Below are 14,713 nucleotides of genomic sequence, written 5' to 3'. Positions count from 1 at the left end.
CGAAAAAAGCCCGCTCTTTTTCCGTGAGGCGGAACAATCCGCCCGTCGGATCAGACCCAATCGTCCGGCTCGATGCCTTGCGGTCCAACGTATTCGCCGTTCGGCACGTAGCTCGGTTCGCCCTGATCGACCAGCTTCGCATCCGAGAACATGATCACATCGCGGCCGAACGTCCAGTCTCCGTCGATCGTCACCGAGTTCGCGGCGGCCAGCGACGGCACGCCGTACGGGAACCGCTCGTCGAAGTCGGCGATCGTCTTGTAATAGCGCGGATCGAGCGTCACGTTCGGGAAGATGTAGTTGCCGTCCTCCATCTCGTACGAGTCGGTGAGATGGAAACGATCGGAACGCATGATGAACAGGTCGTCGGTGGTCTTGACCGGCAGGAAGCGCATGCGGTCGACCTGCACGCAGATCGCGCCCTCGAACAGCGACACGGCCGCGCCCATCGCCGTCTCCAGCTGGATCACCGGCGTCGACTCGGGATCGGTCGGATCCACGGTCTTCTGGTTGCGGATGACCGGCAGTGGCAACACGCCGTCGTATTCGGCGAGCTTGGCCTTGAGCGCGTCGATGCGCACCCAGATGCTGTTCGTATTGAAGTACGGGTGCTTGGCGATGTCCTGCGCGCACGCCTTGTCGTCGGGGTGTACCTGACTCATCTCGCGCAGCATGAGACGGCCGGTGGCCTTGTCGCGCACGATGTGGCCGCCCTTGCGGTCGGCGTACGTACGCGTGGCGACCTCGATCATGAACGGGGCGCCCGTGTTCTCGAAGTGCTGGGCGAGCGTGCGCGACGGACGTGCGCCGAGATTGTCGGAGTTGGAGATGAACAGGTACTTGAACCCGTGCTCCTCAAGCGTGTCGAGCAGGCCGGACTCCCAGATCGTGGAGAACAGGTCGCCGTGGCCCGGCGGGCACCATTCGAGTTCGGGGTTGGCCGGGAACGAGACCGGTTCGCCGGTGGCGGCGACGATCTTCGGTTCCTGATGCTGGATGATCTCCATCGGGATGTCGGTCTGATGGAACTTGCGGTTGCGGTGCAGCACCTTCATCGTGTCGGCGGAGGTGCGGAACGAGTTCATGAGCGTCAACGGCAGCGGCACGCCGAGCCGGGCGCGGGTGGTGAGCACCTGGCCGAGGATGATGTCGATGAAGCGCACCTGCTTCGCCTTGTGGCGGCGCACCGGCAGCAGCGACTTGGCACAGGCGAGGCCCATCGAGGTGCCCAGGCCGCCGTTGAGCTTGAGGAACGCCGTCTTCGCGAAGGCGTGCACCGCCTCGTCGTGGTCGATCGTCTCATAGACGTCGTGGAAGCTCGGCACGCCGGTCAGCGGTTCGACATCGGCCTCGCGAATCCAGCTGCTGGCCTCCTCGTTGCGCCACACGTCGTACAGACGCTTGAACTGGGCGATGGCGACGTCGCTCATGCCGTTGTCGTGCATCTTGCGTGCGGAGAGATCGAACACATCAGTCACGGTGCGGTCCTTTCCTATCTTCCATATCTTTTTCGTGTCGTTGTCAAACGTATGTCAGTCTAGCCGATATTTATCCGATTCTACCCCCGTCCGGCGGGTTGAAAGGGTGAATTCTCGGTAACGACGTGCCGGAACTGTCACGTCGCGACACGTCGGTTTTGCGTTTTCGCAACCCTGTGGTAATTTATCTACTCGGTGCTTTTGCGCCGTTCGGCTCATAGCGCAGTTTGGTAGCGCACTTGACTGGGGGTCAAGGGGTCGCGGGTTCAAATCCCGCTGAGCCGACGGATAAGGCGGAATTTCGTTGGAATTCCGCCTTTTTTCGTAGGATTCATCAGTATCGGAACTGAACCTGTATACCCATTCTCCTTAACGGACATACAGCCGATAAGTCCCACCCAATCGGCTGTATGTCCGTTGGAAAAAAGTAGACGAACAGACAGAGTCATACACCGCATATCGCAAATGCGCACGACTACACTCGCTGCGAAACAAGCGGAGATGCAACAACAGCCAGCGGACATACAGCCGATTACGCGATCGTATCGGCTGCATGCCCGCTGGCTGGTCGACGGATGCAACGGGAGACGCTCCTACTTGCGCTTCTTCTTCTCGCGGATGTTCACCGAGATCTGGATCGGCGAGCCCTCGAAGCCGAATTCCTCGCGCAGCGACCGCTCGATGAAGCGGCGGTAGCCGTGCTCGAGGAAGCCTGTGGCGAAGATCACGAACCGCGGCGGGCGTGTCGACGCCTGCGTGGCGAACAGGATGCGCGGCTGCTTGCCGCCACGCAGCGGATGCGGATGCGCGGCCTGAATCTGGCCGAGGAACGCGTTGAGCTTGCCGGTGGGGATGCGCTTGTCCCACGATTCGAGCGCCTCGCGCATCGCGCGGGCCAGACGATTCGTGTGCCATCCGGTCTTGGCGGACAGATTCACGCGCGAGGCCCACGTCACACGCTCGAATTCGGTCTTCCACAGGCGCTCCATGCGCTGGCGGTCGAATTCGTCCATGAGATCCCACTTGTTGAACACGAGCACGATCGCGCGGCCCGCGTCCACGGCGGAGCTCATCACCTTGAGATCCTGGTCGGAGATCGGCTGGGACGCGTCGAACAGCACGAGCGCCAGCTCGGAACGTTCGATCGCGGCCTGCGTGCGCAGCGACGAATAGTATTCCGCGCCGGACAGCTTGTGCAGGCGGCGTTTGATGCCGGCCGTGTCGATGAACAGCCAGTCCTCGCCGTCGACCCGCACGATTTCATCGACCGGGTCGCGCGTGGTGCCGGCCAGATCGTTGACGACCGCGCGATCCTCGTGCGCCAGCTGGTTGAGCAGCGACGACTTGCCGACGTTCGGCCGGCCGACGAGCGCGACACGGCGCAGATGGCCCGGGGTGAGGAATCCGGACGTCTTGTCGGCCTGCTGCAACGCGTCGAGCGCCGCATCCAGCAGATCGCCGACGCCGCGACCGTGCATGGCGGAGATCGCATGCGGTTCACCGAGACCGAGCTTCCAGAATTCGGCGGCCAGGTATTCGCTCGGCGCGTCGTCGATCTTGTTGACGGCGAGCGTGACCGGCTTGCCGGCGGCGCGCAGCAGCTTAACGATGCGCTCGTCGGTGTCGGTCAGGCCGACCTGTCCGTCGACGACGAAGACGACCGCGTCGGACAGCTGCACGGCGACCTGCGCTTGCGAGGCGATCGCCGAGTCGATGCCTTCGACGTCGGCCTCCCAGCCGCCGGTGTCGACGAGCTTGAAGTCGATGCCGGACCATTCCGCGTCGTAGCTGACGCGGTCGCGGGTCACGCCGGGCGTGTCCTCGACGACGGCGGCGCGACGGCCGAGGATGCGGTTGACAAGCGTGGATTTGCCGACGTTCGGCCGGCCGATGACGGCGAGCACGCCGACCTGCTTGGGGCCGGCCTCGCGGGTGGCCGCGTCCGCGCCGATACCGGCGACCAGCGCCTCATCGGCCTCGTCGAGGTCGTAGCCTTCGAGGTTGGCAGCGTACTGCTGATATTCCTGCTCCTCGATGGCGGCGTCCACGAGTTCGACCAGCGCGTCGAGCGTCTGTTCGAAGTCCATGTCGGAATTGTCGATCGTGGTCACGCCGTCCGCCGCGGTCATGAAGCTCGTGACCTTGGCGTCGGCCTTGTCACGGGCCGCCACGTCCTCGGTGCCGACCGCAATGCCGCTGCCGGCACCGTCGTGCGAGGCCGCGGCGACGGCCTGACCGGTGCGGCGCGCCTGACGCACTTCCTCGCGGGCGGTGAGCAGCACGCGCACCTCCGCGTCGGGGGCCACGACGGTGGTGATGTCGCGGCCCTCCGCGACGATGCCGCGGCCCTCGGAGAACGAGTCGGCGGCGGCCTCGCGCGCGATGGTGGCACGCTGGGCCGCGATGAGCACGTGGCGCACCGGGATCACGCCCGACACCTTAGAGACGTGTGCGGAGACCTCGGACGAGCGGATGGCCTCGCTGATGTCCTCGCCGTCGCAGGTGACGCGCGAATCATCCGGGTCGACGGTGATATCGAAGTGGCCGCCGGTGAAGAATTCGCCGACCGTCTCGGTAATCAGCTGCTCGTCGACCGTCTCGGCGTCGAGGTCGATGCCCTGTTTGAGACACCACCATGCGCAGGCGCGGTACATCGCGCCCGTGTCGAGGTAGGCGAATCCGTAATACTTGGCCAGCGCCTTGGACGTGGAGGACTTGCCCACGCCGGCGGGGCCGTCGATGGCTACGCGGATCACAGGCCCACCGCCTTCGACAGGGAACGGACCTCGGTCTGCGACAGCACGCGGTAGGAGCCGGGCTTGATCTCGCCGAGCTTGATCGGACCGATCTGCGTGCGCACGAGCCTCCTGACCGGGAAGCCGATCGAACCGAAGATGCGACGCACGATGCGGTTCTTGCCCGAATGCAGCACGACCTTGACGATCGTGGTGTCGCGGTTCGAGTCGATGATCGCGCAGTGGTCGAGCTTGATCCAGCCGTCGTCGAGCTGCACGCCGGTGGTGACGAGACGACGGCACACGGTGCCGCTGATCTTGCCTTCGAGCGTGGCGATGTAGGTCTTCTCGACCTCGTACTTGGGGTGCATGACGTGCTGGCTGAGTTCGCCGTCGTTCGTCATGAGGATGAGGCCTTCCGAATCGTAGTCCAGACGGCCCATGTGGAAGATACGCTCGTATTTGTCGCCGACGATGTCACGCAGCGTGTAACGGCCCTTCGGGTCCTCCATCGCGCTCAGGACGCGCTTGGGCTTGTTGAGCGCCAGCGTGACGTGGTTCGGGTTGATGCGCACGCGCGATCCGTCGACGCGGATCTGCTGGCGCTGCGGGTCGACGCGCGTGCCGAGTTCGGTGACGAGCTCGCCGTCGACTTCGACGCGTCCTTCGGTGATCATGTCCTCGCACTTGCGGCGGGAGCCGAATCCGGCCTGGGCAAGCAGCTTCTGCAGGCGGATGGCGTTCTGATCGTCATGGAAATGCGCTTTCTGGGCGCGGGAATATGCGTTTGGCATCGTTCTCCCAACGTGGCCTTGGCGTACGCGCGCGATGCGGGTACGCGAATCGTGCAATGGTTCCGATTGCGGCCCTCGTTCCGTCGTTCGTATCGATCGTCCGAGGCTTCGCAAACGGGATTATTATACCGGCACCTCTGGTCTGCTGGTACTATGGCAGTCGTTCGGCGGCTGTGGCCGCGACGACGACAGAACGAGGTAAATAATGAATGATGTGGTACAGGACGCGCGCCGCGTGTCCGGTGACGTGCAGGATGAGGGGACCATGGCTGCGCCGTCGCTCGTAGCCCGCGTGCTGGCCGAACTGGCCGGCAGCTTCCTGATCTGCGTGTCGATCTATGCAATGTGCGCGTTCGGCTCTTCGATCTACGGGGCGAACATGGCGTTCGTCGCGGTGGGCACGGCACTGGTGTATGCGGTGGTGACGGCGATGTTGGGCGGCATCTCCGGCGGCCAGTTCAACCCGGCGGTGACGGTCGCGTCGATGCTGGCGTCGAAGACCCGTGTGATTGACGGCGTGGCGTACATCGTCGCGCAGGTGATCGGCGCCCTGGCGGCGGCCGGCGTGGTGCGCGCGCTGATGCCGACGTCCGATTCCATCGCCGTGAAGGTGTGGCTCACGCCAGCCGTGAACGGCTACGACAACGGTTCCGTCGCCTACGCGACGATCAATTCCGTGGGCATCAGCTTCGGCATCGTCATGGCGATCGTCGTGGAGGTGGTCGCCGGCATCATCATCGTCGGCACGGCGATGCATGCCACGGACGAACAGGGGCGCCCGGCCGCCGATTACGCACTGCTGATGGGCGCCGCTTACGGCGTCGGCGCGGCGATCACATATCCGGTGACCGGCGCGGCGTTGAACCCGGCCCGCGCCACGGGCATCGCGGTGTTCGCGCAGGGCCAGGGGCTCAACACCGAGCCGCTCGGCCAGCTGTGGGTGTTCTGGGTGTGCCCGGTGCTGGCGGCCGCGGTGGTGTCGCTGGTGCTGATCGTGGCGCAGATGGCGAAGGATGCCGTGGCGAAGAAGCGCGCCGCGAATAACGCCCTGCCGGCGGATGCCGAACAGGGCGTCGATGATGTCGTCGAGCAGGTTCCGGTCGAGCCGGAGACCTCCGATGCAACCGGCTCAGTGGAGGCCGAAGATGCTGAAGTAGACGACCAGCAGTCCGATGCCCAGCGCGATGCCGATGAAGGAGTCGAACGCCACTGAGCGTACCTTCCAGGGGCTGCGTTCGCGCAGTATCAGGCGCAGTAGCCCGGTGATGATGGCCGCAACCGCGATGATCACGGTTGCGGCCATCGTGTATCCGAGGACGGCGACGACCACCGCGACGACCACGACGACGGCGACGAGCCATTCGCACCACGGCTTGCCTTCGTGCGCTTCGGAAACGAACGGATGATCGTGCATGTCTACCTCCTCGGTCGTCGTTGTGGTCCGTTGTGGATCATTGTTGGTCCGTTGTGGGTGGTCGCCGTCGCCTGTCAGTGGAAGAAGTGACGGGTGCCGGTCAGGTACATGGTCACGCCGGCCTTCTTGGCGGCCTCGATGACCTCTTCGTCGCGGATGGAGCCACCGGGCTGAACGATGGCCTTGACACCGGCGTTGATGAGGATCTCGGCGCCGTCGGCGAACGGGAAGAACGCGTCGGAGGCGGCCACGGAACCTGTGGCGCGGTCGGCACCGTCGGCCAGCGTGTTCGCACGTTCGACGGCCAGATGGCACGAGTCGACGCGGTTGACCTGGCCCATGCCGATGCCGACGGTCGCCTCGTCGTGCGCGAGCAGGATCGCGTTCGACTTGACGCAGCGGATCGCGCGCCATGCGAACAGCAGATCGTTGAGCGTGGCGGCATCGGCCGGCTCGCCCGCGACGAGCTTCCACGCGTTCGGATCATCGCCGGTCGCGTCGATCAGATCGGTGTCCTGCACGAGCAGGCCGCCGTCGATCTGGCGGAACTGGGTGTGGCTCTTCGGCGGTTCGGCCACCTTGAGGATGCGCAGGTTCTTCTTCTTGGTCTGCAGCAGTTCGAGGGCCTCCGGCTCGTAGGCGGGGGCGACGATGACCTCGGTGAAGATCGGGCGCACGCTTTCCGCCATCTCGAGGGTGACGGTGCTGTTGCAGGCGATGACGCCGCCGTAGGCGCTCATCGGATCGCACGCGTGGGCCTTCTTGTGGGCTTCCGCGGCGGTTTCGCCGATGGCCAGACCGCATGGGTTGTTGTGCTTGACGACGGCGACGGCGATGCGCGGTGCGAAGTCCCACACCGCGCGCCATGCGGCGTCGGCGTCCACGTAGTTGTTGTAGCTCATCGGCTTGCCGCCGAGCTGCTCGGCGTGCGCGAAGCCGTCGCGGTGCAGCGGATCGATGTACAGGGCGGCCTGCTGGTGCGGGTTCTCGCCGTAGCGCAGCACATGCGCACGATCCCACGTGCGGGTGAACGCGGCCGGGAACTTGGCGTCGTTGACGACATTGCCGTTTTCGTCGGTGTCGGGGGTCTCGACGCTGTCCGGCTTGGGCCAGTGCTTGGCGGTCCACTCGTTGATCGTCGCGTCGTACGCGGCGGTGTGGGCGAACGCCTTGGCCGCCAGCCAGCGGCGCTCGGCGAGGTCGAAGCCTTCGCCGTTGGCGACGCGCTCGGCGACGAGCCTGTAGTCGGCCGGATCGGTGACGATCGCCACGGTGGCGCTGTTCTTCGCCGCACCGCGGACCATCGACGGGCCGCCGATGTCGATCTTCTCGATCGTCGCGGCTTCGTCGGCGCCCGAACGCACGGTGTCGGCGAACGGGTACAGGTTGACGACGACGAGGTCGAACGGCTTGATGCCGAGCTGTTCGAGCTGGGCGACGTGATCGGGATTGGTCATGTCGGCGAGGATACCGGCGTGGATATGCGGGTCGAGCGTCTTGACGCGACCGTCGAGGCTTTCGGGGAAGCCGGTGACCTGCGACACTTCGGTCACGTTCACGCCGAGTTCGGCGAGCTTCTTGGCGGTGGATCCGGTGGAGACCACTTCGACGCCGGCCTTGATGAAGGCGTCGGCGAGGACTTCGATCCCCTCCTTATGGAATACGGATACCAGTGCCCGTCGTATCGGACGGTTCGTGTTCGTCATCCTGTTCCTCCTTGGGTGTAGTGATGTGCGATTCCCGCACGGATGTCGCGGCGTCATGCGCCGCAGGATCGGTGTCCGCGTCGTCCGGCGTCGCCGTGTTCGGCCCGCCGCCGCGCGTACGGATGCGTCGTGAAGCCCAGCGTATCCCGAAAACGGCCGCCACGCCAACCAAGGCGAGCAGCCATGACGACAGCAGTCCGAACGCGGTCGGTCTGCCGATGCTCTGGGTGGCCTTCATGACGTCGACGCCGAGCCGTGCAAGGCGTTCCTTGCCCAGTCCCCCGTTCGACAGCATGAAGATCAGGGACCAGATCACGGATACGGCGATGCAGGACAGGCAGAATCCGCCGGCCGGATAGGCGAAGTCCAGAATGACGGTCTTCGCGTTCGCCATCGTTGTGTCAGGTGCGCCGGCGCGCACGGCGAATCCCCGTCGAGCCCACATGGCAATCAGGCCGACGAGCAGGCCGCAGATCAGAGGGATACTCATGCAGGCCATGCGGGCGACGGTGTCGGTGAGCGCTTCGGGCAACAGGCCGAAGACCGGGATGGCCGGCAACGATGAGGATTGGCCGGACCACAGGGTGAACGTGGCGAGGTCGCCGATCGAAAAGCCGGCGCCGAACAGCCACGAGACCGTCCAGATGCACAGATTGGGAAGCCATGCCATACAGGCGATCGTGGTGAGTATGCGCGATCCGGTTTCCATGCCGAGCTTGTCGAACAGCGTGATCATGGCTGGATAATCACGCACGATCCAAACGATGACGGTGATCAGACCGGCAAGCAGGTATGCCGCGGTAAGCAGACCGCCGATGGCGAGTCCGACGACGAGCGTATGCCGAAGCCGTTCGGAGATCGAGGCGCGAATGCGGTCGACCAGTCGCGCGGCGGTCAGTGACACGGGTACGGCGGCGAACAGATAGCCGATCGAAAAGACGACAGCACCCTTGGCGAGCACCTGCCACAGGTCGTCGTCGAGTCCGGCGTTGGTGCCGTCACGCAGCAGCGCGTCGAGGACCAGCCAGATGACCAGTCCCGAGCAATAGCCCTTGGCGCCGCAGGACAAGCGCTGCGCGAAGGCACGAACCACGGCAATGAGCAGCAGAGTCAGCAGCAATGGCATCAACGTGAGATTGACCGGCCCCACGGTGAATCCCACGCCCTGACTGAGCAGCACCACGGCCGCGGTGAGCGACATCGTGTATGCCGACAGGTTGTCGCCGCCCTCCTCCATGGAGATGACCAGCAGCATCAGCGCCAGAAAACAGCCTATGGCTATGGCGAAGACGGCCATCGAGGCGAGGGCGACGCCCACGCCTTTCAGCCATGGTGTGATACGTGAGGTCATAGGATCCCGTGTTCGGCCAGCACGTCGCGCATAATGTCGGCGGCCTGCTTCGGCGTCTTGCCCACACGGATGCCGACGGCCTCCAGGGTTTCCTTCTTGTCCTGCGCGGTGCCTTTGCCGCCGGAGACGATGGCGCCGGCATGGCCCATCTGCTTGCCTTCGGGAGCGGTGAATCCGGCGATGTAGGCCACGACAGGCTTGGTCATGTGTTCCGCTGCCCATCGTGCGGCGTCCTGTTCGGCACTGCCGCCGATCTCGCCGATCATCATGACGGCCTTGGTATGTTCGTCGGCCTCGAATGCGGCCAGCGCCTCCTGCAGCGTGGTGCCGACGATCGGGTCGCCGCCCGCGCCGAGGCATGCGGTGAAGCCGATGTCGGACAGTTCGCCCATGAGCTGGTAGGTGAGCGTGCCGGATTTGGAGACCAATCCGAGCGGGCCCCGACCGACGATGCCGTCGGGAATGATGCCGAGATTCACGCCATGCGACTGCGGGGTCGCGCCGAGCGTCATCAGGCCCGGGCAGTTCGGGCCGACGACGCGCACGCCCTTGCGCAGGGCGAGTTCGACGAAATAGGCGCTGTCGGCCACCGGGATGCCTTCGGTGATGACCACGATGAGTTCGATGCCCGCCTCGATGGCCTCGACGACCGCATCCTTGGCAAAGCGCGGCGGCACGAAGACGACGCTGGCCTTCGCGCCGGTCCGTTCGCGGGCTTCGGCGCAGGTCGCGAACACCGGGATGCGCGCGTCCGAGCCATCGGGATTGGCTCCCGGAAAATCGATGACCGTGCCGGCCTTGCGCGGGTTGGTGCCGCCGACGATGTTGGTGCCGGCCTTGAGCATGCGCGCGGTGTGGGTCATGCCCTGATGGCCGGTCATGCCCTGGACGATGACCGGCGCGCCGTCTTCGATGAACAATGCCATCAGTGGTTCTCCTTTGCGTCAGCGGCAAGGCGGGCGGCCTGCTGTGCGGCTTCTTCCATGGTCTTGGCGACGTGCAGGTTCGGGTTGTCGGCCTGGGCGAGGATGCTCAGACCCTCGGCCGCCGCATTGCCGTCGAAGCGCACAACGATGGGCTTGCCGGAACCGAGTTTGTCCAGCGCCTCGAGGATGCCGCGGGCCACCTGCTCACAGGAGGTGATGCCGCCGTACACGTTGACGAACACGGACCGCACCTGCGGGTCGGAGAGCACGATGCCCAGGCTGTCCGACATCACGGCCGCGGAGGCACCACCGCCGATGTCGAGGAAGTTGGCGGGCTTGATGCCGGTCCTCTGTTCCTTGCCGGCGCCGGAGACGGCGTCGAGCGAGCTCATGACCAGTCCGGCGCCGTTGCCGATCACGCCGACCTCGCCGTGCAGGTGCACGTAGTGGAGGCCATGCTCCTGTGCCTTGAGCTCATAGGGATCGGCCTCGATGCTGTCCGCGAACCGCTGCCATCCGTCGTGACGGAACGCGGCGTTGCCGTCAAGCGAGATCTTGGCGTCCAGCGCGCACAGCGATTTGGATGATTCGTCGTCCGGGTCGCCGATCTTGGCGAGCGGGTTGATCTCGACGAGGGTGGCGTCGCTGTCCTTGAAGCACTGCCACATCTTGAGCAGAATCTGCGCGGCCTGTGCGCCGTCCGCGTGGTAGAAGCCGATGCTGTCGGCCATCTTCGTGGCGGCTTCGAGGTCGAAGTCGCCCAGCGCGTCGATGTGGAGGCGCTTGACTGATTCCGGGTGCTCCTTGGCGATCTCCTCGACCTCGGTGCCGCCGTTGGCAGTCGCCAACACGTCGAAGTCGCGGGAGGAACGATCCACGGAGATGGATACGTAGTATTCGTGGATGATGTTCTTCGCCTCGGCGACGAGCACGCCGTTCACCTTGTGGCCGTGGATGGTCATCGGCAGGATGCTTTCGGCGAGCAGGATGGCCTCGTCGCGGTTGTGGGCGAGCTTGACGCCGCCGGCCTGACCGCGATGGCCGATCTTGACCTGGGCCTTGATGACGCACGGATAGCCGAGCTGATCGGCCGCTTCGGCGACCTCATGCGAGTTCTGGGCGAAAATGGCCTTCGGCGTGGGGATGTCGTGCTCCTCGAGCAGTTCCCGGGCCTGGTATTCATAAAGATCCATGATGGTTCCCCTGTAGGTGGCGGCGGTCGAATCTCGGTTCGGCCCGATGCGCGATGTCTGGAAACGATGTCCCGCGGATGCGGTGCATCAGGCCGGCATGGTGACCAGCGTGCTGCTCGGCACGTCGCCCAGCACGGCGAGGCCGTCGAGCCCGATGAGCTCCATGACGAAGCTGAATCCGGCGACTTCGCCGCCGGCGCGGCGGATGAGGTCGGCGGCCGCCTTGGCGGTGCCGCCAGTGGCGATCAGGTCGTCGACGATGAGCACGCGTTCGCCCGGCGCGACCATGCCGGATTCGATTTCGATGGTCGCGGTGCCGTATTCGAGCGCGTAGGACTCCCCGATGGTCTCGGGCGGGAGCTTGCCGGCCTTGCGCACGGCGATGAAGCCTTTGCCGAGGCGGGCGGCCAGCGCAGGGCCGAAGAGGAATCCGCGCGCCTCAAGACCGGCGATGGCGTCGAACTCGTCCGCCGGAACGGGCAGGGCCTGCTCCAACGCGTCGAGCATCAGCCCGAATGCCTTGGCGTCGGCGAGCACCGGCATGAAATCACGGAAGTTGATCCCTTCCTTCGGGAATCCCGGGATCGACCGGATACGGGAGATCAGATAATCCGCATTATCCTGACCGATCGCAGCCAAACGGTCGATGGTGATGTCGGTTTGCGTCATAACCCTGCCTGCCTTATCTTGCTGTTGCTGTATTGGTCACGTTGTACGACGAATATCGGCGCGAGAGCGAACACGCATGCGCGCTGTCACCGTCGGCGCCTCGCGGTCAGTCCGCGTTCTCGCCGGCCTCGGCCGTTGCGGTACCGGCCGCCGCAGCGACGACGGCAGTTTCCACCGGCACCTGTGCGTTGTCGACATCGTCCTTGGGCAGCGGGTTGCCGTTCTCGTCGACCTCGTCGTCGCTGACGTATGCCGGACGCACATATTCGCGGCTGATGGCGCTGAAGCCGAAGCGTAGCTTCGAGCCCTCGGAATCGATGACGATCTCCTCGTACTGGGTGTCGACGGACACGACCTTGCCGATCACGCCGCCGATGGTGATGACTTCGGTGCCGGGCTGGAGGTTGGCGCGGAAGTCCTGCTTCTCCTGCTGCTGCTTCTTGGCCTTCTTGGACTGCCACCACATCAGGCCGATCATGAAGACAAGGAAGACGATCATAATAAGATTCATGGAATCTGCGGGCACAGTGGTACTCCTCACGGTTAACGGATGGCGTTGCATTCACGCGCATACGGCACAGGCCATATAACGCCCAAATCCAAAAGTCTAGGATATCTTGCTGACATCATTCCCGGGCACAAGCCCCAAGTGGGCCCACGCTTTTTCCGTGGCGACGCGACCCTTCGGAGTGCGTACGAGGAAGCCTTCGCGCACCAGATACGGCTCGCACACCGTCTCGACCGTTTCGGATTCCTCGCCTACCATGGCGGAGAGGGTGTTCAGTCCGACGGGTCCGCCGTTGAACTGCCCCACGATCGCGTTGAGCACGGCGATGTCGAGGCGATCCAGTCCCTCGGCATCGATCTGGTACAGTTCGAGCGCCGCCTTGACGTCGTCCGGAGTCACAATGTCCAGATCGTGGACGATGGCCCAGTCGCGCACGCGACGCAGCAGCCGGTTGGCGATACGGGGCGTGCCACGCGACCGCACCGCCATCTCATGCGCGGCCTGATCCTCCAACGTCACACCCAGCACGCTCGCCGAACGCTCGATAAGCTTCTCGAGCTCCTCATGGGGGTAGAAGTCCAGATGGGCGGTGAAACCGAACCGCGCGCGCAACGGCGACGGCAACATGCCCTCGCGCGTGGTCGCGCCGATGACGGTGAATCGGGGCAGCGTCAACGGAATCGACGTGGCGCCCGGGCCTTTGCCGACCATCACGTCGACGCGGAAATCCTCCATGGCGATATACAGGAGCTCTTCGGCGGCACGCGGTAGACGGTGGATCTCGTCGATGAACAGCACTTCGCCGGAATCCAGCGAACTGAGGATCGAGGCGAGATCGCCGGCATGCTGGATGGCCGGCCCCGAGGTCACACGGATGGGCACGCCGAGCTCGTTCGCCACGATCATCGCCAAGGTGGTCTTGCCCAGTCCCGGAGGACCGGCAAGCAGGATATGGTCCGGCGGCACATCGCGTTTGCGCGCCGCGTCGAGGAAGAGCTGCAACTGGGCCTTAAGCAGCGGCTGGCCGATGAATCCCTCAAGGGCGTGCGGGCGCAGCTCTTCGTCGCTGACCGGCTCGTTGCCGACCGGCGCGGCGGACACCATGCGCAACGATTCCTCGTTGGCGCCGGTATTGGCTTGTGCATCGTATTCCATGATCGGTTCACCTTCCACGGTCGAGGGAGGTCAGGGCGAGTTTCAGGGCGCGGGGGATGTCGTCGGCGGCCAACGGCAGGCCGATGCCGTACTCCCGGCATGCGGCGTCCACCGCGGATTGCGCGTCCGCCTGCCGCCAGCCGAGCGACATCAGCCCCTCGACCACCTGCAGCAGGTTCTCGTCCGTCCGCGGCCGACTCACGCCCTGACCCGAGCCGGTTTCGATGGCGGCGAGATCGATGGACCCCTTGAGTTCGAGGATGATCTTCTGGGCGCCCTTCTTGCCCAGTCCCGGCGCCTTGGCCAGGGCCGTGGCGTCGCCGTCGGCCACGGCCCTGGCAAGACGGTCCGGCGGCAGGGTGGACAGCAGCGACAGCGCAACCTTCGGCCCGATGCCGCTGACCTTCTGCAGTTGCAGGAACATGCGTTTCGACGCCGCCGTCGAGAAGCCGAACAGCGTGATCGCGTCCTGCGACACGTTCATCGACGTATGGATGCGGGCGTCCTGCCCGGCATGCAGCGACGCAAGATCGGCCGATGGCATGCGGACTTCGAATCCCACTCCCCCGACCTCGATCAGCGCGCCGTCCGCGCTGACCTCGACGACACGGCCATTGAGCATACCGATCATGACGACTCCCTGCTACTCCACAGTGCCTTCCGCAGCGCGTCCCGAGGTGTATCCCACGGCGCATTCGACGACCCGACAGCACTTCGAACATCTGTTCGATAGCATATCCGAAGCGCTGGACCCACGACACACGAACACCGTTCCATATCCGCA

13 protein-coding genes and 1 tRNA gene are annotated in these 14,713 nt (G+C 64.9%); 2 read left to right on the top strand and 12 right to left on the bottom strand.

The annotated features are described in order from the left end of the window. Positions 1-50: 50 nt before the first annotated feature. Complete coding sequence (locus tag DSM100688_RS02310) at positions 51-1,445, bottom strand: UTP--glucose-1-phosphate uridylyltransferase (RefSeq protein WP_152357651.1); 1,395 nt, start codon at positions 1,443-1,445, stop codon at positions 51-53. A gap of 244 nt (positions 1,446-1,689) precedes the next feature. Here DSM100688_RS02310 and DSM100688_RS02305 point away from each other — a divergent pair. Beyond that, a tRNA-Pro gene (locus DSM100688_RS02305) sits at positions 1,690-1,763 on the top strand. Positions 1,764-2,071: 308 nt separating this feature from the next. On the opposite strand, the gene der is transcribed toward DSM100688_RS02305, so the two are convergent. Together der and DSM100688_RS02295 are read right to left on the bottom strand one after the other, a co-directional pair. Then, on the bottom strand, positions 2,072-4,234 hold the full coding sequence (gene der, locus DSM100688_RS02300; RefSeq protein WP_152357526.1) for a bifunctional cytidylate kinase/GTPase Der: 2,163 nt from the start codon (positions 4,232-4,234) through the stop codon (positions 2,072-2,074). After that, positions 4,231-5,007: a pseudouridine synthase gene (locus DSM100688_RS02295; RefSeq protein WP_152357525.1), complete on the bottom strand. Its 777-nt coding sequence runs from the start codon at positions 5,005-5,007 to the stop codon at positions 4,231-4,233. The genes der and DSM100688_RS02295 overlap by 4 nt, the downstream gene beginning before the upstream one ends. 265 nt (positions 5,008-5,272) lie before the next feature. Here DSM100688_RS02295 and DSM100688_RS02290 point away from each other — a divergent pair, with 265 nt between their 5' ends. Continuing rightward, positions 5,273-6,220, top strand: a complete 948-nt coding sequence (locus DSM100688_RS02290) for an MIP/aquaporin family protein (protein ID WP_170286268.1) — start codon at positions 5,273-5,275, stop codon at positions 6,218-6,220. On the opposite strand, the gene DSM100688_RS02285 is transcribed toward DSM100688_RS02290, so the two are convergent. The 9 genes from DSM100688_RS02285 to ruvA all read right to left on the bottom strand — a co-directional run bounded on the left by DSM100688_RS02285 (position 6,137) and on the right by ruvA (position 14,560). After that, entirely contained in the window at positions 6,137-6,421 is a 285-nt protein-coding gene (locus tag DSM100688_RS02285) for a DUF3017 domain-containing protein (protein WP_152357523.1), read from the bottom strand. The genes DSM100688_RS02290 and DSM100688_RS02285 overlap by 84 nt on opposite strands. Before the next feature lie 74 nt (positions 6,422-6,495). After that, positions 6,496-8,127 carry a bifunctional phosphoribosylaminoimidazolecarboxamide formyltransferase/IMP cyclohydrolase gene (purH, locus tag DSM100688_RS02280; RefSeq protein ID WP_152357522.1) on the bottom strand — a complete coding sequence of 544 codons (1,632 nt, stop codon included), beginning with the start codon at positions 8,125-8,127 and terminating at the stop codon, positions 6,496-6,498. Further along, on the bottom strand, positions 8,075-9,478 hold the full coding sequence (locus DSM100688_RS02275) for a cell division protein PerM (RefSeq protein ID WP_152357521.1): 1,404 nt from the start codon (positions 9,476-9,478) through the stop codon (positions 8,075-8,077). The genes purH and DSM100688_RS02275 overlap by 53 nt, the downstream gene beginning before the upstream one ends. Next, positions 9,475-10,404 carry a succinate--CoA ligase subunit alpha gene (gene sucD / locus DSM100688_RS02270; RefSeq protein ID WP_152357520.1) on the bottom strand — a complete coding sequence of 310 codons (930 nt, stop codon included), beginning with the start codon at positions 10,402-10,404 and terminating at the stop codon, positions 9,475-9,477. Before sucD ends, DSM100688_RS02275 begins: the two co-directional genes overlap by 4 nt. Further along, a complete protein-coding gene (gene sucC / locus DSM100688_RS02265) occupies positions 10,404-11,597 on the bottom strand; it encodes an ADP-forming succinate--CoA ligase subunit beta (protein WP_152357519.1) in 1,194 nt (397 codons plus the stop codon). The genes sucD and sucC overlap by 1 nt, the downstream gene beginning before the upstream one ends. An 87-nt stretch (positions 11,598-11,684) precedes the next feature. Then, on the bottom strand, positions 11,685-12,266 hold the full coding sequence (locus tag DSM100688_RS02260; RefSeq protein ID WP_152357518.1) for an adenine phosphoribosyltransferase: 582 nt from the start codon (positions 12,264-12,266) through the stop codon (positions 11,685-11,687). 106 nt (positions 12,267-12,372) lie between these two features. Then, a complete protein-coding gene (yajC, locus tag DSM100688_RS02255) occupies positions 12,373-12,777 on the bottom strand; it encodes a preprotein translocase subunit YajC (RefSeq protein ID WP_163146787.1) in 405 nt (134 codons plus the stop codon). Between the two features lie 96 nt (positions 12,778-12,873). Continuing rightward, on the bottom strand, positions 12,874-13,929 hold the full coding sequence (ruvB, locus tag DSM100688_RS02250) for a Holliday junction branch migration DNA helicase RuvB (protein WP_152357517.1): 1,056 nt from the start codon (positions 13,927-13,929) through the stop codon (positions 12,874-12,876). Positions 13,930-13,936: 7 nt separating this feature from the next. Further along, complete coding sequence (ruvA, locus tag DSM100688_RS02245; protein WP_152357516.1) at positions 13,937-14,560, bottom strand: Holliday junction branch migration protein RuvA; 624 nt, start codon at positions 14,558-14,560, stop codon at positions 13,937-13,939. Positions 14,561-14,713 lie beyond the last annotated feature (153 nt).

The sequence above is a fragment of the Bifidobacterium ramosum genome, from assembly GCF_009299505.1.
Lineage (GTDB): Bacteria > Actinomycetota > Actinomycetes > Actinomycetales > Bifidobacteriaceae > Bifidobacterium > Bifidobacterium ramosum.
This window is presented reverse-complemented; position numbering and strand designations above follow the sequence as displayed.

Excerpts from the sequence above, each read along its gene's own strand:
- DSM100688_RS02285 (WP_152357523.1), bottom strand. The coding sequence starts at position 6,421 with ATGCACGATCATCCGTTCGTTTCCGAAGCGCACGAAGGCAAGCCGTGG.
- sucD (WP_152357520.1), bottom strand. The coding sequence starts at position 10,404 with ATGGCATTGTTCATCGAAGACGGCGCGCCGGTCATCGTCCAGGGCATG.
- DSM100688_RS02295 (WP_152357525.1), bottom strand. The coding sequence starts at position 5,007 with ATGCCAAACGCATATTCCCGCGCCCAGAAAGCGCATTTCCATGACGAT.
- sucC (WP_152357519.1), bottom strand. The coding sequence starts at position 11,597 with ATGGATCTTTATGAATACCAGGCCCGGGAACTGCTCGAGGAGCACGAC.
- DSM100688_RS02310 (WP_152357651.1), bottom strand. The coding sequence starts at position 1,445 with ATGCACGACAACGGCATGAGCGACGTCGCCATCGCCCAGTTCAAGCGT.
- ruvB (WP_152357517.1), bottom strand. The coding sequence starts at position 13,929 with ATGGAATACGATGCACAAGCCAATACCGGCGCCAACGAGGAATCGTTG.
- purH (WP_152357522.1), bottom strand. The coding sequence starts at position 8,127 with ATGACGAACACGAACCGTCCGATACGACGGGCACTGGTATCCGTATTC.
- DSM100688_RS02260 (WP_152357518.1), bottom strand. The coding sequence starts at position 12,266 with ATGACGCAAACCGACATCACCATCGACCGTTTGGCTGCGATCGGTCAG.
- yajC (WP_163146787.1), bottom strand. The coding sequence starts at position 12,777 with ATGAATCTTATTATGATCGTCTTCCTTGTCTTCATGATCGGCCTGATG.
- DSM100688_RS02275 (WP_152357521.1), bottom strand. The coding sequence starts at position 9,478 with ATGACCTCACGTATCACACCATGGCTGAAAGGCGTGGGCGTCGCCCTC.
- ruvA (WP_152357516.1), bottom strand. The coding sequence starts at position 14,560 with ATGATCGGTATGCTCAATGGCCGTGTCGTCGAGGTCAGCGCGGACGGC.
- DSM100688_RS02290 (WP_170286268.1), top strand. The coding sequence starts at position 5,273 with ATGGCTGCGCCGTCGCTCGTAGCCCGCGTGCTGGCCGAACTGGCCGGC.